Genomic DNA, 16,550 nt, shown 5'->3' with positions numbered 1-16,550 from the left:
TTAAAAGTTCAATGGTTTATGAAAAAAATCAAAAACATCGGTAAAGTTCTTACCTCTGAAGAGCAAAAAGCTATCAAAGGTGGGGACGGTTGCATGCAGTTCACTTATTGCAACGGTGGTTATTGTGTACCTGTTATGGGCGCATGCGTTTGTGTTGGGCCCAACGTCCCTCCGGGAACCGGAGGCTGTAACTAAAACAGTTGCAGCAGCGATTGCATGTACAATGGTTTTTGGGACAGTCCTGGCAGTAACGTCAGGGCGTCCCATTTTTCAAGTAGAAGACGTATGAAAGAAAAGTATAAAATTTCCCTGTGTACGGTGAGTATGAACCGCCTATACCATCTGCAGCAAACGTTGCCTCAAAACATAGAGGATAATGCTTCATATGAAAATATGGAGCATGTACTTCTGGACTATCATTCTACTGATCACATGGAGGAATGGGTGAGGGCCAAGTTTAGATCACTTTTATCTTCAGGAAGGTTGAAATATTATCGCACTACGGAGCCGCGGCAGTTTAAAATGGCTCATTCCAAAAACATGGTATCAAAGCTTGCCGGCGGCGATATTGTATGTCTTGTAGATGCTGATAACTATACCGGTAAAGATTATGCTGCTTTTGTGAGCAGGTGCTTTACTAGAAACAACAATATTTTTTTGACAACTATTTACGAGAGGAAGCCGATGACGAAACGGGACGTGCTCGGGAGAGTATGTTTTACTAAAGAAGATTTTATGGCTGTAGAGGGGTTTGACGAATTTATGAATAACTACGGGTTTGATGATTATGATTTTGCGTTCAGGCTACAGCAGCTCGGCCGGCGCCGGGTCGTTATAAACAATCCCAAATACCTCAATGCAATTAGCCACAGCCAGGAGGAAAGAACCAAAGGGCAGGAAGCTCAGCTAAGTGAAGAAGGTATCTATATCAAACAGCTTGATCCTGCCAGAAGTGAATTTTTATACCTTTTTAACGATAATACGTATAGCAGGGGCATTGTTCAGGATCATTCCATCCGGTCTGCCATGCGGCTTTCCGATTTGCTAAAAACGAAACGATATAAATACCAGGAATCTCTATTGGCGCACGATTGGGAGAGGGGTACCTATGTCAGGGAGGAGGAGGCCGTTTATTTGTCAGGGTCTGTTCCGGGAACAACATTAGCTTTATCCGGGTTCGTGAAGATAAGAGATTATCAGCTCCAGAACCACCTGCTGTTGTTTCATTCAATGATAAGTAACCGTAATAAAATGAATGCTAACCGAAAGCAGAAAAGGATCGCTGTGAACAACGGGTGTTTTGGGGAAGGAATAATTATAGTATCATGATGAAAATAGACACACAGGAACGATGGCTGTTTCTCTCCATTTTTTACCCGCAGCATCAGTGGCATGACCTGCTGCTGAAGGGGCTCTATCCGTTCTTTAATTCTTCCCCACCAGGTCTTAAAGATTATCTGATCCACTTCGGAACCAACAAGGGGGATCATGTAGGACTGTCCTGCCTGGTATCTGCTGGGCAGTGTGGTGCCTTCATCAGCAGATTTAATGATTTTTTTACAGGATACTTTCAATCTATTCCGGGCCTGAAAAGTTATAACGACGAATTGGCAACAACTGAACAAGTGTATATGAATATACCGTTTAATACGCTTTGTCATAGTCTTCACCAGTTTTTGCCACAGGCCGCAACAGGTGATCGGGCGGCTTACCGGTATTTGTGGAGCCAGTCTACAAAGCAGCTTTACCTCGCTTTTGAAACTGATCCTTTTGACCTGGAAGACCTGTTCTCCGCATCATTGTATTTAACCTTGCTGGTACTCCTGGATGGAGGAGTTGATGCACGGGCTTACACGCATGAACTTGGGAAAATGGTAGAGATGGATGCGGTCCGGGGCGGATATGACCAGAGATATAAAGAGGCAGGCGGTATGCTGAATGAAATTTACGAGGACTGTTTGTCCATCATCCGGGGTAGTCCAAACCCGCGTCTGAAGGCCATTGCAGACTGGTCTTTGCTTTTTAGGAATTATTGTGCCCTTGGCCCTAACCTACCAATGCTCTTAAGCCACCTGTATTTTCACCTCGGCATACCAGTTAATGGCCGTGGAATAATCAGTTATTTCACTCAGCAGCTCATGAAGACACATTTTCAAAAAAGCGCAAGCTATAACGGTTTTTGAATGAAACAGTTTCCTTATTACCGTCAGACAGGAACAACCGATTGTGGGCCTGCCTGCCTGCGGATGGTGGCCAAATACTACGGTCTGTTTTTAAAGGCCGATAGTCCGAGACTCTCTGGTGATGATTCTTCTGGTAGAGAGGGCATGACCCTTTTAGGACTCAGGCAGCAGGCCGAAAAGTTAGGATTTGAAACATCTCCGGTAGAATTATCGATGGATGAATTGATACGAGATGCCGCACATCCTTCCATCCTCCACTGGAACCAACATCATTTTGTTGTGCTATACCCTTTCAGTAGCCGGTTGGCGCGGCGGTACAGGGTTGCAGATCCCCTCAATGGTATGCTTTCTTTAACTGAAAAAGAATTTAAAAGTCACTGGATAACAGATACGTCAGTTCAAAAGGAAAAAGGAACTGCGTTGTTGCTGGCACCGCTACCCGAATTTTACCGGCAGCAAGCAGATCCCCAGCACCCGCTTAACTGGTCGCGCATGTTTAAGTACCTTAAGAAAAGCCGTTGGCAAATAGTCCAGATAAGCTTTGCCCTAATCATTACCACAGCCCTCCAGCTTTTATTTCCTTATCTTACCAAAAGTATTGTTGATATCGGCATCACCGGCAGGGATATGTCCTATATGAAGCTTGTGCTTATGGCGCAACTGATGCTGGTTGTCAGCCGCTCCATTATAGATATTGTCCGAAACAGGCTTCTCCTGCTGATATCAGGCAGGCTGAACCTTTACATACTTTCAGACTTTTGGCATAAACTCACCCGGCTTCCTATCGCTTACTTTACCCTGCATCCCGCGGGCGATATCATGCAGCGGTTAGGTGACCACCGGCAGGTTCAGGAGTTTCTTACCGGTACTGCGATTAATACCGGATTCGCTTTCGTAAGTTTCCTGGTGTTTGCAGCAGTACTCGCATTTTATAACCCTGTTTTCTTCCTGATATTTACAACGGGGTCCGTCATGTACTACTTATGGGTCAGCTTGTTCTTGCGCTTGAGAAGACGGTTAAATTACCAGGCATTTTCTTTGTCCGCGATGGAAAATAATGCTACCATCCAGCTTGTTAACGGTATGCAGGAAATTAAACTGCATAATGCCGAACAAGCTAAAAGGTGGGAATGGGAGAACATCCAGGCGCGGATTTTTAAGCTGACCTTCAAAAAGCTTTCTTATACGCAGCTCCAGCAGGCCGGAGCAATACTTATCAGTCAGGGCAAAGACATCATCATCAGCTTTATGGCTGCGAAGCTGGTGTTTGAAAACCGTATTACGTTGGGTTCGATGCTTGCAATCCAATATATCATTGGTCAGCTTGCTGCGCCAATTGAGCAATTCATCCTCTTTCTTCAGCAGGGGCAGGATGCAGGAATAAGCATGGAGCGGTTGAATGAAGTTCATGAGGCTGAGAATGAAGAAACCGATGGAAATTATTCCGATGACAATACTATAAGTGGCGATGTTAAGATTAAAAACCTGTCATTTAGTTATCCCGGCGCGGGTAATCCGCAAGTCATCAGAAACTTGTCGCTGTGTATACCCGAGGGAAAAGTAACGGCGATTGTGGGGGCAAGTGGCAGTGGCAAGACAACTCTGATAAAACTGTTGCTTAAATTTTTCGATAACCATGAAGGAGAAATTATGGTGGGGCCGTTGAATTTGAAGAATATACGACCAGCGGCATGGCGAAGCTGCTGTTCCGCTGTTATGCAAAACGGCTATATCTTCAATGATACGGTTGCCGGGAATATCGCCGTGGGTGAGGAAGATCCCCGGGAACAGGGCTTGCTTCAGGCCTGCCTTACGGCTAATATCCTTCAGTTTGTCGAATCGCTTCCTAATGGTTTTCATACCAGTCTGGGGGTAAACGGATCGGTTATGAGTGAGGGTCAGAAACAACGGCTACTCATCGCCCGGGCGCTGTATAAAGAACCTGCATATTTATTTTTCGATGAGGCAACGAACTCATTAGATACTGAAAACGAAAGAGTCATCGTGGGTAACCTTCGTCATTTTTTTTCAGGGCGAACTGTCCTGGTAGTGGCGCACCGGCTTAGTACTGTTAAGAATGCTGATAAGATTGTAGTACTAGAAAATGGTTGCATCGTGGAAGAGGGCACACATAACGAACTTTCAATTTTGAAAGGCAGGTATTACGAACTTGTTAGAAATCAGTTGGAGCTGGATAATTAGCAATACCAAAAGAAATATGAAAACAAATCATGCAAGTGCTAAAAATAAGCCGGGCGAAAACTACCGAAGCCCTGCATTGGAAAAAATTGTATTCGGCAGAACAGACAAGTTGTCGAATATTACGTGGCTCTTGCTGACAACTGTTGTTGCCCTAATCCTGTTTTTCACCGCATTAATTAGATACCCCCAACAAAAGCAACTAAATGCTTTCATTTCGCTTCCTGAGAATGGTGGCAAAGACACCCATTACATACAGGCAAGCGTACAAAAACAACAGGCTATGAGGTTGCTTCCCGGACGAAACGCCTCAATAATAATTAAACTTGAGCAAGGGCGTGATCTGCCGGCTATCTCAGGCAATATTGAGCAAATACACCAATGTGATGTTCCCGACAGCTTGGGCTTGCTTATCAGTGTTGCTGGCAACTTTACGTCAGATATATCCAGGCTGTCGAATACGACGATGCGATTCAATGCTGTAATCCAATTTGTAGACAGTTCAGAAACATTGCTAGGTATTGTTTTTTGACAAATGGTTAAAGGCTTCTGTATTAGGGTTTACGTTTTTTAGCAAAAAGGCAGCGGGCATTCGACACTGCCAACGAAAAATTTCTTCAAACACTCAAAAACATATATTGCAAATGCTTCTACTGCGTGCTTTTTTCATCACTATGTTTTTTTAATGATTGGCCACCAATGCTCCCGGCCTGCCCATTGATACGCCTACACAAATTCAACACACCTGTTTGCCCCCAACCGAAAATTGCTACTTCGGATTTGAAAAGATGGAGCACTTTGACAATACCGTTATCAGGAGCAGTTACGACACTGAATGTATTTATTTTGCAAAAGAGTACCTTATTCAAAACTTGGCCAACCCGCCTTCTTTAATCCAGCTGGCAAGGATTTGCGGATTGAATGATTCAAACTAAAAAAAGGCTTCAGAGAGGTTTTCGGTCAAACGGTATTTGGCTTTCTTTCAGAAAAGAGATTGGAGCTGGGGCGGATGGATCTGCTGAAAAAAGTTAAATCTGTATCAGAGATTGCATATGAACTGGGTTATTCATCTCCCCAGCATTTCAGCATGCCATTTAAAAAAAAGTTTGGAGTGTCACCAAACGCAATCGCAAAAAAATAGTTATACAAAATAAAACACCACTAAAATATTATGTTCCGAGTTTATTTTTTTAGCAGCCGACGAACTAATTTAATGAGCGCAGGAAAGTAACTATTGCTTGTCCCATTTCGACAGGCGAATCTTCTTGAATATAATGTATTCCCTTAACAAAAACCTCGCTCTGGTTCGCCCAGGTCCGCGCAAATTCCAGATTGCGTCCATGCAGGAAGGCACCGGGTTCTGCAACGATCAATAATTTAGGAACAGAAGAGCCGGAAAGCCATCTTCCATATTGTTCAACTATAGCAACGATATTTGTAGGTTCGCCTTAGATCGGGAGATCTCTGGCCAGATCTAACGTTGTCTTTCGGTCAAGCCTGACAGTAAGCGCCGCCCGGAATACTTCCATCTCTTCCTTGCTCAGTTGCCTGATAATACTTTTAGGCAAAACGGTCTCTACAAAGAAATTCTCTTCATACATTAACGTCTTACCTGCTTCAGATTTAAGCATGTTAAATATTTTATCCCCTTCATCAGGGAAATCAGATCATATCCAGGTCGAACGATGGCTTACATTTAAATGATCGCTTTAACCTTATCCGGTTTTGATAAGCCAGTGAAATCCCAGTGCCGATCCCAATTATGAAGTACCAGAATAACCTGATCAATAAAATCCATTTCACGGAACCACTCATTATACCCGAAATGGTCATGAAACCCGTTATGATCCCCGGAAGGTTTCCCAGACTCCCCATTCAGATCAGGTCCGGAGCAATACCCTGCGCTGTCTGACTGACAATAGGGATAATATGGCGCCACATGAAAGGACAAGTTGGATTTCCGTGAAGAAAAACAACGGGACTGCACGCACCTGTTTCCAAAAAGCTAATTTTACTGTATAGAATAGCTATAGACCTCCTGTAGATCCTAAATCTGTAAAGGTGTGTTTCACATTTTTATTGTGTCATTTTGTAAAGCATATTTGATGTCGCTTTGAAGCGCATTTCATTTCGGTGAAGTAATACCGAGTGAAAATCCAGTTGAGCACCATTTATTTTACGGGATTTGACTGGCGTATAAATTCAGGAATTTGAAGTCTACCTAATGGAGGTTCTTTGGGATCCAATACGCCACATTTTAAATGGCACCTTTAGCATCATATTCTATTGTGGTAATAAGCTTAACTATAAGCGATCCCAAACTTGGCACCTCCTCACGCATAATCCCTTGCTATCATTGATGTGTGCACAGCTTACGCACGGTTAACTCCCATAAAAAAGCGGCCACTACGGCCGCCTGATGTTATTCATTGGATGCATACTATATGCACTTGCAATAGAAATGATTAATACACCGCACAACTTATGCCAACAATTCTGGCACCCACTTTGCTTTGTAATCACATGTGTTTGCTAATATTTCGGGCCTGAAAAATACTACTGTGAGCCTCTCGGGGGCCTCAATTTTTTAAAAGCAAAAGCCCCGAATAAACGGGGCTGACGAAGTACCTGTAGTTGATTGTTGGGGTATAAAATAGGCTCAGAGAGATTGACCAAACTCCAGTACAAAGGTGCTGGTTATCAATAAAGACTTAAATTAATTACTCCTTACATTCTATTAAAAACAGCTAAATAGCTGCATTGAGCAGAGGGCCAATTCGATATATTACCCATTTTTTTATCTTGTAAACAATTTTTTAAGGGTTTAGGGTTGAGACGCCCGGTATGTTCATGCCGGGCTTTTTGTTCTTCAGAGAGCTTAAAAAATTTCAAACTTTAAACTGGAAAGCTTGTATAACCCGCCACCGTATGTTATATTTAGCCAGTCAACCAAATAATCTTAAATGAAATTGCTTACCTGTCTGGCTTTGTTGTTGGCCAGCACCGCACTGTCTGCTCAAAACACATACACATTTATCGGAAACGGAAACTGGTCGCAGGTATCTAACTGGCAAGACAATTTGTTGCCGCCTTCCACCCTGCCTCCTGATTGCAATATTGTTATCAGACCGCAAGCCGGCGGAAAATGCATCCTGGATGTTCTACAAATTATAGTTAACGGAGCATCATTAAAGATCAGCGACGGAGCGATCTTCGTTGTTTCTAAAAATGTGGGAATGATATCCGAATTATCGGACACCTTAGGTGTGAAAATTGGCAATCAGTACTGGACTCGCAGAAATCTCAATATAACGAGGTATCGCAATGGCGACTCAATACCCCATGTAACTGATGCAAATCAATGGCGCAATTTGAAATCCGGCGCCTGGTGCTACTATAACAATGATCCATCAAGCGAAGCATTATATGGTAAGCTTTATAACTGGTACGCGGTGACGGATCCCCGTGGGCTCGCTCCTGACGGGTGGCATATACCAGCCAAGCAGGAATGGGCTGCGCTGACTGGATATTTATCCGGAGAGTTCTTCGCTGGGGGGCAACTTAAAGCGGTCTCTTCACTATGGCAGCAGCCAAATACTTCGGCAAACGATTTTGTCGGGTTCTCAGCTCTGCCAGGTGGCTATCGCGATGCTGTGGGCCGCTTCTACAGTCTGAAACAAAAAGGAGGTTGGTGGAGCACCACTGGAACCACTGGCGAAAACGCGATGTTTCTGGGCCTTTCTTATGACAGCCGCATCGCCACATCAACGGATATTTATAAAGAGTTTGCTTATTCGGTGCGGTGCCTAAAAGATTAAGGCTGACGGCAAATCCACACAGTAGTTGAGTAGTTTCCTTTCGCAACGGGCATTGTTACTAATAATTTCTACAAAATTCTTTGTTGCTATTCCCCTTACTTTGGCGCAAGCGGACGCTTGCGCCAAAGTAAGGGGATAAGATACCAGCCTTTATTTAGCGCTAGGCCTTCGGAGCCGGCTCAATGTTTCCTTAGCTATACCTAGGTAGGAAGCAATTTGGTGCTGGGGAAAGCGTTGTATCAGCTCAGGATATTGATCCTGGAAATTATGATACTTGCCTGCGGCTGATAAATTCATCGCGTCATCCAGCCTTTTTTGCGAAGCAATGTGATTCTTCTGGTTCATCTCCCAAAACATTTCTTTTACTGCAGGTATTTTTAAAAATGCATCCAGGTTATCACGGTGCATAATAAGCAGTTGAGTAGTTTCCCAGGCATCTATGTAGTATTTAGAAGGCGTTCTGTTAAAGAAACTGTCACGATCTGCCACCCACCAGTTTTCAATGGCTAATTGAATGATGTGTTCTACGCCGACATTATCCACCCGGTATTGTCGCAGTGCGCCTTTGAGAATAAAACCTGTGTAGGTGCACACTTTGTTTTCCTCAAGAAAGAATTGATGCTTCTTAAGCCGCTTTGGTTCCCAAATACTTTTTATCAACTCCTTTTCAGTTTCTGAAAGACTTTCGGTGGAATATAAACTGATGTAGTTAAACAGGCTCTCGTACATAAAATCATTCTTTAATCATGTGCACACATTATCAATCACAGCATTTGCTCAACCCGTTTTTGTTGACGCAGGTCAACGTTTTTATTTGCCGTCGGTCATCGTTTTGAGCATTCATCGCAGTGCAATTTTACATCGTAATTGATACGAACAATTACAATTTTAAAAAACAAATTAATAACAAAAAAATTATCAATCGTGCACAAAAATGCATTCAATCCAGACAACGCAGCCATGCTGCTTATTGATCACCAGACAGGCACCATGGGGTGGACACACTCACACGACGTAAATCTTGTAAAACAAAATGCCATTAAGCTGGCCAAGATTGCTGCCGCATTGAATCTACCGGTTGCACTCACCTCAAGCATGGAAACAAATGTACAGGGCCCGTTGATACCTGAACTGGAACAGATCTTACCTAAAGCATTCGCAGCAAGAATCCAGCGCCCGGGCATTGTGAATGCCATGCATCATGAAGGCTTCAACAATGCAGTAAAAGCGCTGGGCCGTAAGAAACTGTTTGTGGCAGGTATCACCACTGAAATTTGTGTGTTGTTCCCGGTGCTTCAAATGTTAGACGAAGGTTACGATGTGCAGGTGGCTGCAGACTCTTCTGCATCTTACACTAAATATGGCGACGAATTAGCATTGCAAAGAATGCGTGAGGCAGGTGCTGCCATTACTACAGTAGACCAGATCATTTCAGAACTGGCCATTGACTGGACAAGCCCTAACGGCCAAAAATTGATGGGAATTTTAAATTACCATTAATCAATTCTTATCACAGTGTGTGCGATCCCAGGTTGCATGGCACACACTGTTATTTAAATATTTGATGTTACGATCAAATATTCATCAGTTAAAAAATCAACAATGAAAATCATCAAGGCATCTAAAAGACGCAATTACGGCGGCGGCCCTTTTCATATAGACATCCTTTATCCTGGTGCCGCATTGAATACAAACGACACCGGTTTTTTAACGATTGGTCGGATTGACCATGCCTTCTTCAGGCCACCAGGCGTGGTGCCCATGCATCCGCACAGGGATGACGAGATTCTCTCCTACATGAGATCGGGTGCTCAAATACATAAGGATACCAAAGGACATACTGAACATTTAAACGCATCAAGGCTGATGATGATGAATGCAGGAGCTGGGATAGAGCATGAGGAAATAGCGGAGGAGGGTGTGGAAATGCTGCAGATCTTTATGCGGCCTTCTGAAAACGGCCTTGCGCCTGCAGTACAATTTCACCAGTTTAATCAGGTTCACAGTATTGATCAGTGGCGGCTTGTGGCAGGCAACTCCGCAGTAGCGCCTTTGCAATTGCGTGCGCAAACAAATATTTATGACATCAGGCTCAGCGCAGGCAGTAAAATAAATATTCCTTTTTCCGAACCGGAAGTGGTTAATTTCCTGTACGTTTTTAACGGGGCAATCGATATCGGCGACCAATTGTTAAGCAAAGGAGATAGTGCAGTGTTGGATATACAGTCACCCGGTATTGTAGCTGCTAAGGAAAGTGATTTGTTAATGTTTCAAATATTAAAAGGCGCCAAATATAGTGATACCGGGATGTTTAGCGGCAACCAGTCTTAAGTTGCGCTACAATTAAATTTACTTAAACAAATGTTATGGCAACAGGATTTAAAGTATGGCTGATAACAGGCTCTTCAAGAGGATTAGGAAAAGCACTTACGCAAGCCGCGCTCAATGCCGGTGACCATGTAATTGCAACAGCACGCAACACCGGTGACATTGATTTCCTTAAAATGCATTACCCTCAGCAGGTAACGATTGCAAAATTGGATGTGACTGATGCCGTTAATGCAAATGAAACGGTACACGCCGCCATTGAAAAATATGGCAGGATTGATGTGTTGGTTAACAATGCAGGGTATGGCTACATCAACTCGATAGAAGAAACATCGCTGGAAGATTTCAGGGCGCAGATAGAAACAAATCTTTTTGGTACTATCATCTTAACGAAGGCAGTGTTACCTTTTATGCGGAAAAACAGGTCAGGGCATATTGTACAATTTTCATCTGTAGGCGGCCTAATAGGGCCAATCGGGAGAGGGGCATATGCTACTGCAAAATGGGGTGTGGAAGGCTTTTCAGAAGTATTGGCAAAAGAAGTACAGCCATTCAATGTTGCAGTAACGATCATTGAACCCGGCGGTTTCAGGACAGACTTTGCGGGAGCGTCTTACACCATTGCAGCAGGATTGCCTGACTACGCAGAAACGGTGGGTGTAACCGCATGGTTTCAACAGCAGTATAACGGTAACCAGCCTGGCGACCCGGACAAAGCAGCAGCGGCTATCTTAGCAATAGTCAACACCGGGAAGCCGCCATTGCGGCTTTTGCTGGGGTCAGATGCAGTGGCTGCAGTGGCAGCAAATGATGAAAAACGACTACAGGAATTAGAAAAATGGAAGCATGTAAGCCAGTCAACTGATTTTTAACTCCAACTCAATTTGCTTTTTGTCTCGGAGGGTTTTCACAGTCTGTTGCAACAATTCATTATAACTCTGCCGTGAAACCTCGACTCTTAGAAGAGCAAGGGACATTTTACATTCAAGTTTCTAAATTAGGTACAGCCAATGGGTATGTTTATGTAACAACTTTCAGTCGGGAGATAACTCTTGATGTTATATTCTGTTGCTGGGCTTTATACGTTAAGCCCGCACTCCAGCCGATAAGCGAACGGGACGATCAGCACATATTTGTCGGCCAGCATAGCAGAAAACCCCATGTTGAACTAAACCTTCGGTAGCCTCTCCTGCCGTATGCCAAATTCGGAACTTATAGGTTCAACAAAAACATTACATTATGAGTTCCATCAAGAGACAGTACAACACAGTTGTATCGCAGGCAAAGAAAGGCGTACCGGGTTTTTCAGATGCATACGCCAAATTTATTGAAAAGGCAACAATAGAACAAAGCAGTAAAAGCCTGCTGGTAAATTACAGCCGCAGCCTGGCGTATATCGCTATTCATTTTAACCGGCCGCCGCACCTTGTCACGGTAGAAGAGATTAACAGTTACCTCTACCGCATGATGGTGCATGAGCAATGTTCCCTTACCTATTTCAAGCATGCGGTTTTTGCGCTGCGTTACTGGTTCCGGCTGTTTAATAGTAAGATAAGGCCATCCAGATGCCGCCTGTAAAGAAAGAAAAGAAGCTGCCTGTCGTGTTATCCAAACAGGAATGCAAAGAGTTGTTCAAAGCCCCCGCACCTTAAAGCACCGCTTCCTGTTAACCTTTGCCTACGCAGGCTGCAGATGAATGAACTGCGGCTGCTCAAGATAACGGATGTAGATGTGCAGCGCAACCAAATCCATATCCGCCTGGGCAAAGGCAAAAAAAACCGGTATGTAGGCCTCTCCAAATTCATCGCCCGCAAGCTGCCCCTTTACATGCAGGAAGTGAAGCCGCAGGTGTATTTGTTTGAAGGTCTTACCTCCGCGGAACCCATGGGCGAACGCAGCATACAGTACATCATCACCGAAGCTTTGCAAAAAACCAATATCAAAAAACAGGTAAGCATGCATACCCTCCGCCACAGCTACGCCACCCATTTGCTGGAAGACGGTATAGACATACATACCATACAACACCTGCTGGGGCACGCAGACGTGATGACCACACTGGTGTACCTGCATGTGGCACAGGTAAAGATAAAACCGGCGCATAGTCCGTTGGACAGCCTGTATAACATCAAGTAAACCATCTGCACAATATGAAGCCGGTATATGAACTGGCGCAGGTGGTAAGCTTGTACAAAGCATCCTTCATCCATCAACATCATCCGCTTAAACAGCACCTGTCTGCACTGCATGCCATAGAGCAATGCTGTACGGCAGCGATGGGCGGCCATGTAGATGCATGTGATAGTTGCGGCCACCTGCGCATCAGCTATAACAGTTGCCGTAATCGTCATTGTCCCAAATGTCAAAATACCGCCAGGGAAAGATGGATAGATGCCCGGCAGTTAAACCTGTTGCCATCAACTTACCTTCATGTGGTATTCACCCTGCCGCAGGAGTTGAACAGCTATTGCCTGCACCATCCCCGTGAGATGTATAACCTGTTGTTCCGGTGCAGTAAGGATACCATCGTTCAGCTTGCAGGAGATGAAAAACACCCGGGCGCCCAACCGGGCATAATCAGTGTGCTGCATACCTGGGGGCAAAACCTCAGCCTGCACCCGCATATGCACATGATTGTACCAGGTGGTGGTATAGATGATACAGGTGTATGGAAACCCGCCAAAAGCAAAGGCAGGTTTTGTTCCCGGCAAAAGTGATGAGCCCCATTTTTAAGCACAAGTACATGGAAGGCCTGCTGTTGTTGTTGAAGAACAAAGGCCTGGCCATGGATGCCACCCTGCGGCAAACATTATACAATAAAGCGTGGGTGGTATATGCCAAACAACCCTTTGGAGGGCCTGCACAGGTAATAGAATACCTGGGGCGTTATTCTCATAAAGTAGCCATCAGCAACCACCGCATCAAAAGCATTGACAATGGAAAAGTAACCTTCAGCTATAAAGATTATGCCGATGGCAGCAAACAAAAGCTGATGGTGCTGGATGGGGAAGAGTTCCTGCGGCGTTTCTGCCTGCATATATTGCCAAAGGGTTTCAGGAAAATAAGGCATTATGGGTTTTTATCCAGCCGCTGCAGGCCGCGGTTAAAAATGCAGCAAATGCAGATGGGCATAGTGCCCCAACAAAAAGTAAAACAGGACTGGAAAATCATCACCAAAGAAAAATTGCATTTTGATGTAGAACAGTGTCCCTGCTGCAAAACAGGCAAAATGATAACACTGTTAAGTTTCGGCGCCAACGGCCCTCCCTGTGATATGATGGCCCAATGGAAAACACAACAGCAGAAAACAAATGGCTGATTATTTTTTCAAAGCGGGGCCTTTGAAATGGAACCCTATTGTAGCTGGCGTACAAAAACAACCTTTACAGGCACAAAAAGAACTGTCTTTGCATAGAGAACACCCTTAAAAAGCTTAACCCAAATAAATAATGCCGACATCAACAACCCGGCAAGCCCGTCAGCATCTTTACAATGCAGGCATTCGCTCCATTCAAAATCCATAACTAATTTGCACGGCTACCCAAGCTTCAGTCAACATAGGCTTAAATCGAACCTCCGCTGCGCTCCGCTTCGTTTAAGCCCTATATGTTGCAAGCAGTGCATTCAGTTAGAAGCCTGCTAATTGTTTTTGTCAATTGTCGTACAAGACAATGTTGACAAAAGCAAATGTTCTTTGTCTGCCAAAAAGCAATTGCGAAAAAAAATACGGTTTCAAAATTTTCATTTTTCAAAAATTGATTGTGTCAAACCACAAGTCCTGTGTCCACCGAAAGCTGCCGCAAACAACAAACGCAACTTGCAATCTTTTTCTCCGCAAAAAAAGCAGGTGTCTGGCGAAGCAGATTTTGTCAACCTAAAAGCTGCTGCAAAAAAAATAAAGAACTGTTGTTGGTCGTTGCAAACGATGCGGCAATTAGTTTTTGTCTGTCCGCAGTGTCCGACCTAAAAATGCGTTTGTGTCCCGCCATAAAATGACTTGAATAAAAGTCCAGCCGATACAAATGCCCAATTGAAAAACCAAAGAACAAAAAATGTACAAAAGATGAACGGCGAACGTCAAGCCTATGTGGGCTTTTCTTCAAGTCAATCTATGCTTTGATAAATGTTTTCTGTCTAACCCCTGCGAATGGGAGACCAGTTGCCGCATTGCTTGCAACGGCTACGGCTTGGCGATGTGGCGGCATTTGAAAATCGTCAGCCCGTAACCGCTGCTAAATTTATAAATAAAAGCTCATTGTTTATTCTATTGCTCGGCGCTATTCGTCGGCAGGAACTGAAGCCGATTAGTGAACAAAAAGCTGAACATATATTCGTCGCCCCGCCATATTGCCAAACCGCCTGTTGTATGTAGCCAAAGTCAGTCAGTTGATGTATGTCAAATCCATGTATAAACCAAATTAATGTCGCAGCCTAACTTCTGCTTGAAGTCACTAATAAAACTATCGGTCAAGCTTGACCAATTCCAAAACGTAAATCCTAAGTCGCTAAACCCCCATTCAGGTGTGAATTTGAATTGATGAATGTCAGTAGCAACATTGCATAATGGACAAGTCAAATGGTTACTTTTATTGTCGCCCCATTCACTTAAAAAATCCCAATCCTCATTCGCAATGTCTTGTTTGCAATTAGGACAGATAAGTCCTTCCATTCCGTTTTGTCCTGTATGGAAAACTTGTCGCTCTGTTATTATTTCAAGTCCACTCGTCCATAAGCCAAATGGTAATAAATCTGGATCACTTGATACAGTTCTTGCCCCTTCCGAAATTGGATAGCCGTCAGTGGAACTTAAAATACAGTCTGAAGTTGTCGGCTTAACTATGTCAAGAGAAACAAGCCAATCCAAAATTTCCTTTGCTTTAATTTCTTTGTCAGGGTACACCGATTGTCTTGGTACAATTGAAATACTATGGTCGCTCATAATTAATTATCTGCTGATGTAAGCAGTGTCGCTAATTGGTTACATACAACATTTATCAGCTTTGCGATGGGCTGGACTTCTGTGTTTCGTCTGCCGATACAAATGTCGATACGTTTACTAAAGATGAAAATAAAAACAAAAGATGATTAGTGAACGTCCTGCTGATGACTGCTACCGATTAGCGATTTGTTGCCGATCGCTCCTCCGTCAGCCAGCCTATTGCAAAACTGTTGTTATGTGCCGTTCTTCAATGCTCGGACGTAGCCTCGGAATTCGTCAAAGCCCAAATGTTTAAAGTCTGCCCTGTCTGGATAACTGTGTCCGAACAGTCCAACAAAGAAAGGCGTGGGTTGCTCAGCGTCAGCGCCAATTTGTTTCGCTTTGAGTTCAATTGGCTTCAAGTATGTCCGGCTCACCCGTATGCTGAAGTCGCTCCATGCGTTGAGGTATGTCGAACCACAAGTTTTGCAAGTATATATTGCTTTATAGCATTCGTCGTCTTTGTCAATCTCTTTGCCTTCAAAACAGTCACCCGAAGTCTGAATGAACCCTTCTGTTTCGCTCGTATAAAATGAGTTATGTGTCTCCCGACAGTCAATGCTTGTATATTGAATGAAACGAGGAAAAGCACAAGGACAAGCAACCGACTTATAATATTCTACGGTCTCTCGAAGCAATGCCCAAAGCCTGTTTGTGGCTTCCTGAATTTGCTCGACTGTACGAGGCTGGGAAGCAGGTTCGTTCGATTGCTTGTCAGGTTGCTTATGTCCGAATATTTTTTGAAGGAAGTTCATCTCGAATGGCACATAACTATTAATATCCGCGGTTAGGGGGTACAGGATATCCAAAAACTACGGTATCAATAGTGATGATTATCAATTTGTTACGTTTTTCTGTTTTTTGTCGTTGAGTTGCGCAAATCCGTTTTGCGGACTTGCCTCCGGCTGTTTAAAAAGGTAGTCGAGCGGGCTGGCAATAACAACAAGTTTCTCCCTGGCAACATGTAAATAGCGTTCCGTGGTCATCAGGCTCGCATGACCCAGCAGATCCTTAATATATTTGACATCCACACCCTTTTCCAGC

At 44.0% G+C, this 16,550-nt stretch carries 15 protein-coding genes and 3 pseudogenes; 14 read left to right on the top strand and 4 right to left on the bottom strand.

Features of this window, described 5'->3' with window-relative positions; translation table 11 throughout:
- Positions 1-285: 285 nt before the first annotated feature.
- The 5 genes and pseudogenes from F0364_RS14100 to F0364_RS29445 all read left to right on the top strand — a co-directional run.
- Entirely contained in the window at positions 286-1,329 is a 1,044-nt protein-coding gene (locus F0364_RS14100; RefSeq protein ID WP_207632674.1) for a glycosyltransferase family 2 protein, read from the top strand.
- Positions 1,326-2,183 carry a hypothetical protein gene (locus tag F0364_RS14095; RefSeq protein WP_153798435.1) on the top strand — a complete coding sequence of 286 codons (858 nt, stop codon included), beginning with the start codon at positions 1,326-1,328 and terminating at the stop codon, positions 2,181-2,183. The genes F0364_RS14100 and F0364_RS14095 overlap by 4 nt, the downstream gene beginning before the upstream one ends.
- Positions 2,184-4,385 carry a peptidase domain-containing ABC transporter gene (locus F0364_RS14090; protein WP_153798434.1) on the top strand — a complete coding sequence of 734 codons (2,202 nt, stop codon included), beginning with the start codon at positions 2,184-2,186 and terminating at the stop codon, positions 4,383-4,385.
- Between the two features lie 16 nt (positions 4,386-4,401).
- Positions 4,402-4,914 carry a hypothetical protein gene (locus F0364_RS14085; RefSeq protein WP_153798433.1) on the top strand — a complete coding sequence of 171 codons (513 nt, stop codon included), beginning with the start codon at positions 4,402-4,404 and terminating at the stop codon, positions 4,912-4,914.
- Positions 4,915-5,322: 408 nt separating this feature from the next.
- Positions 5,323-5,523, top strand: a pseudogene (locus F0364_RS29445) (helix-turn-helix domain-containing protein); the annotation flags it as partial.
- A gap of 307 nt (positions 5,524-5,830) precedes the next feature.
- On the opposite strand, the gene F0364_RS14075 reads toward F0364_RS29445, so the two are convergent.
- Positions 5,831-6,013, bottom strand: coding sequence for a hypothetical protein (locus tag F0364_RS14075; RefSeq protein WP_153798432.1), 183 nt, complete (start codon positions 6,011-6,013; stop codon positions 5,831-5,833).
- Positions 6,014-7,345: 1,332 nt separating this feature from the next.
- On the opposite strand from F0364_RS14075, the gene F0364_RS14070 reads away from it, so the two are divergent.
- Entirely contained in the window at positions 7,346-8,200 is an 855-nt protein-coding gene (locus F0364_RS14070; RefSeq protein ID WP_153798431.1) for a fibrobacter succinogenes major paralogous domain-containing protein, read from the top strand.
- 150 nt (positions 8,201-8,350) lie between these two features.
- Here F0364_RS14070 and F0364_RS14065 read toward each other — a convergent pair whose 3' ends face one another.
- Entirely contained in the window at positions 8,351-8,929 is a 579-nt protein-coding gene (locus tag F0364_RS14065) for a Crp/Fnr family transcriptional regulator (protein ID WP_153798430.1), read from the bottom strand.
- A gap of 195 nt (positions 8,930-9,124) precedes the next feature.
- On the opposite strand from F0364_RS14065, the gene F0364_RS14060 reads away from it, so the two are divergent.
- From F0364_RS14060 to F0364_RS14025, 8 genes and pseudogenes are all read left to right on the top strand, one after another.
- Entirely contained in the window at positions 9,125-9,700 is a 576-nt protein-coding gene (locus tag F0364_RS14060; RefSeq protein WP_153798429.1) for an isochorismatase family protein, read from the top strand.
- Positions 9,701-9,802: 102 nt separating this feature from the next.
- Positions 9,803-10,531 (top strand): pirin family protein, encoded by a 729-nt coding sequence (locus F0364_RS14055; RefSeq protein ID WP_153798428.1) that lies wholly within the window; start codon positions 9,803-9,805, stop codon positions 10,529-10,531.
- Between the two features lie 35 nt (positions 10,532-10,566).
- A complete protein-coding gene (locus F0364_RS14050) occupies positions 10,567-11,400 on the top strand; it encodes an oxidoreductase (protein ID WP_153798427.1) in 834 nt (277 codons plus the stop codon).
- Positions 11,401-11,767: 367 nt separating this feature from the next.
- Positions 11,768-12,106, top strand: coding sequence for a phage integrase N-terminal SAM-like domain-containing protein (locus F0364_RS14045; protein ID WP_153798426.1), 339 nt, complete (start codon positions 11,768-11,770; stop codon positions 12,104-12,106).
- A 114-nt stretch (positions 12,107-12,220) separates the two neighbouring features.
- A complete protein-coding gene (locus F0364_RS14040; protein WP_153798425.1) occupies positions 12,221-12,664 on the top strand; it encodes a tyrosine-type recombinase/integrase in 444 nt (147 codons plus the stop codon).
- Between the two features lie 14 nt (positions 12,665-12,678).
- Positions 12,679-13,847: pseudogene (locus F0364_RS29440) on the top strand (IS91 family transposase).
- Positions 13,848-14,222: 375 nt separating this feature from the next.
- Complete coding sequence (locus F0364_RS14030) at positions 14,223-14,495, top strand: hypothetical protein (protein WP_153798424.1); 273 nt, start codon at positions 14,223-14,225, stop codon at positions 14,493-14,495.
- A gap of 180 nt (positions 14,496-14,675) precedes the next feature.
- Positions 14,676-14,900, top strand: a complete 225-nt coding sequence (locus F0364_RS14025; protein ID WP_153798423.1) for a hypothetical protein — start codon at positions 14,676-14,678, stop codon at positions 14,898-14,900.
- Between the two features lie 24 nt (positions 14,901-14,924).
- On the opposite strand, the gene F0364_RS14020 is transcribed toward F0364_RS14025, so the two are convergent.
- A complete protein-coding gene (locus tag F0364_RS14020; protein WP_153798422.1) occupies positions 14,925-15,467 on the bottom strand; it encodes a hypothetical protein in 543 nt (180 codons plus the stop codon).
- 875 nt (positions 15,468-16,342) lie between these two features.
- Positions 16,343-16,550 (bottom strand): annotated as a pseudogene (locus tag F0364_RS14010) (hypothetical protein); the annotation flags it as partial.

The sequence above is a fragment of the Foetidibacter luteolus genome, from assembly GCF_009650435.1.
GTDB lineage: Bacteria > Bacteroidota > Bacteroidia > Chitinophagales > Chitinophagaceae > Foetidibacter > Foetidibacter luteolus.
This window is presented reverse-complemented; position numbering and strand designations above follow the sequence as displayed.

What these genes read in the sequence shown, in the direction of transcription:
- F0364_RS14100 (WP_207632674.1), top strand. Translation starts at nt 286, where the DNA reads ATGAAAGAAAAGTATAAAATTTCCCTGTGTACGGTGAGTATGAACCGC.
- F0364_RS14095 (WP_153798435.1), top strand. Translation starts at nt 1,326, where the DNA reads ATGATGAAAATAGACACACAGGAACGATGGCTGTTTCTCTCCATTTTT.
- F0364_RS14090 (WP_153798434.1), top strand. Translation starts at nt 2,184, where the DNA reads ATGAAACAGTTTCCTTATTACCGTCAGACAGGAACAACCGATTGTGGG.
- F0364_RS14085 (WP_153798433.1), top strand. Translation starts at nt 4,402, where the DNA reads ATGAAAACAAATCATGCAAGTGCTAAAAATAAGCCGGGCGAAAACTAC.
- F0364_RS14075 (WP_153798432.1), bottom strand. Translation starts at nt 6,013, where the DNA reads ATGCTTAAATCTGAAGCAGGTAAGACGTTAATGTATGAAGAGAATTTC.
- F0364_RS14070 (WP_153798431.1), top strand. Translation starts at nt 7,346, where the DNA reads ATGAAATTGCTTACCTGTCTGGCTTTGTTGTTGGCCAGCACCGCACTG.
- F0364_RS14065 (WP_153798430.1), bottom strand. Translation starts at nt 8,929, where the DNA reads ATGTACGAGAGCCTGTTTAACTACATCAGTTTATATTCCACCGAAAGT.
- F0364_RS14055 (WP_153798428.1), top strand. Translation starts at nt 9,803, where the DNA reads ATGAAAATCATCAAGGCATCTAAAAGACGCAATTACGGCGGCGGCCCT.
- F0364_RS14050 (WP_153798427.1), top strand. Translation starts at nt 10,567, where the DNA reads ATGGCAACAGGATTTAAAGTATGGCTGATAACAGGCTCTTCAAGAGGA.
- F0364_RS14045 (WP_153798426.1), top strand. Translation starts at nt 11,768, where the DNA reads ATGAGTTCCATCAAGAGACAGTACAACACAGTTGTATCGCAGGCAAAG.
- F0364_RS14040 (WP_153798425.1), top strand. Translation starts at nt 12,221, where the DNA reads ATGAATGAACTGCGGCTGCTCAAGATAACGGATGTAGATGTGCAGCGC.
- F0364_RS14025 (WP_153798423.1), top strand. Translation starts at nt 14,676, where the DNA reads ATGGGAGACCAGTTGCCGCATTGCTTGCAACGGCTACGGCTTGGCGAT.
- F0364_RS14020 (WP_153798422.1), bottom strand. Translation starts at nt 15,467, where the DNA reads ATGAGCGACCATAGTATTTCAATTGTACCAAGACAATCGGTGTACCCT.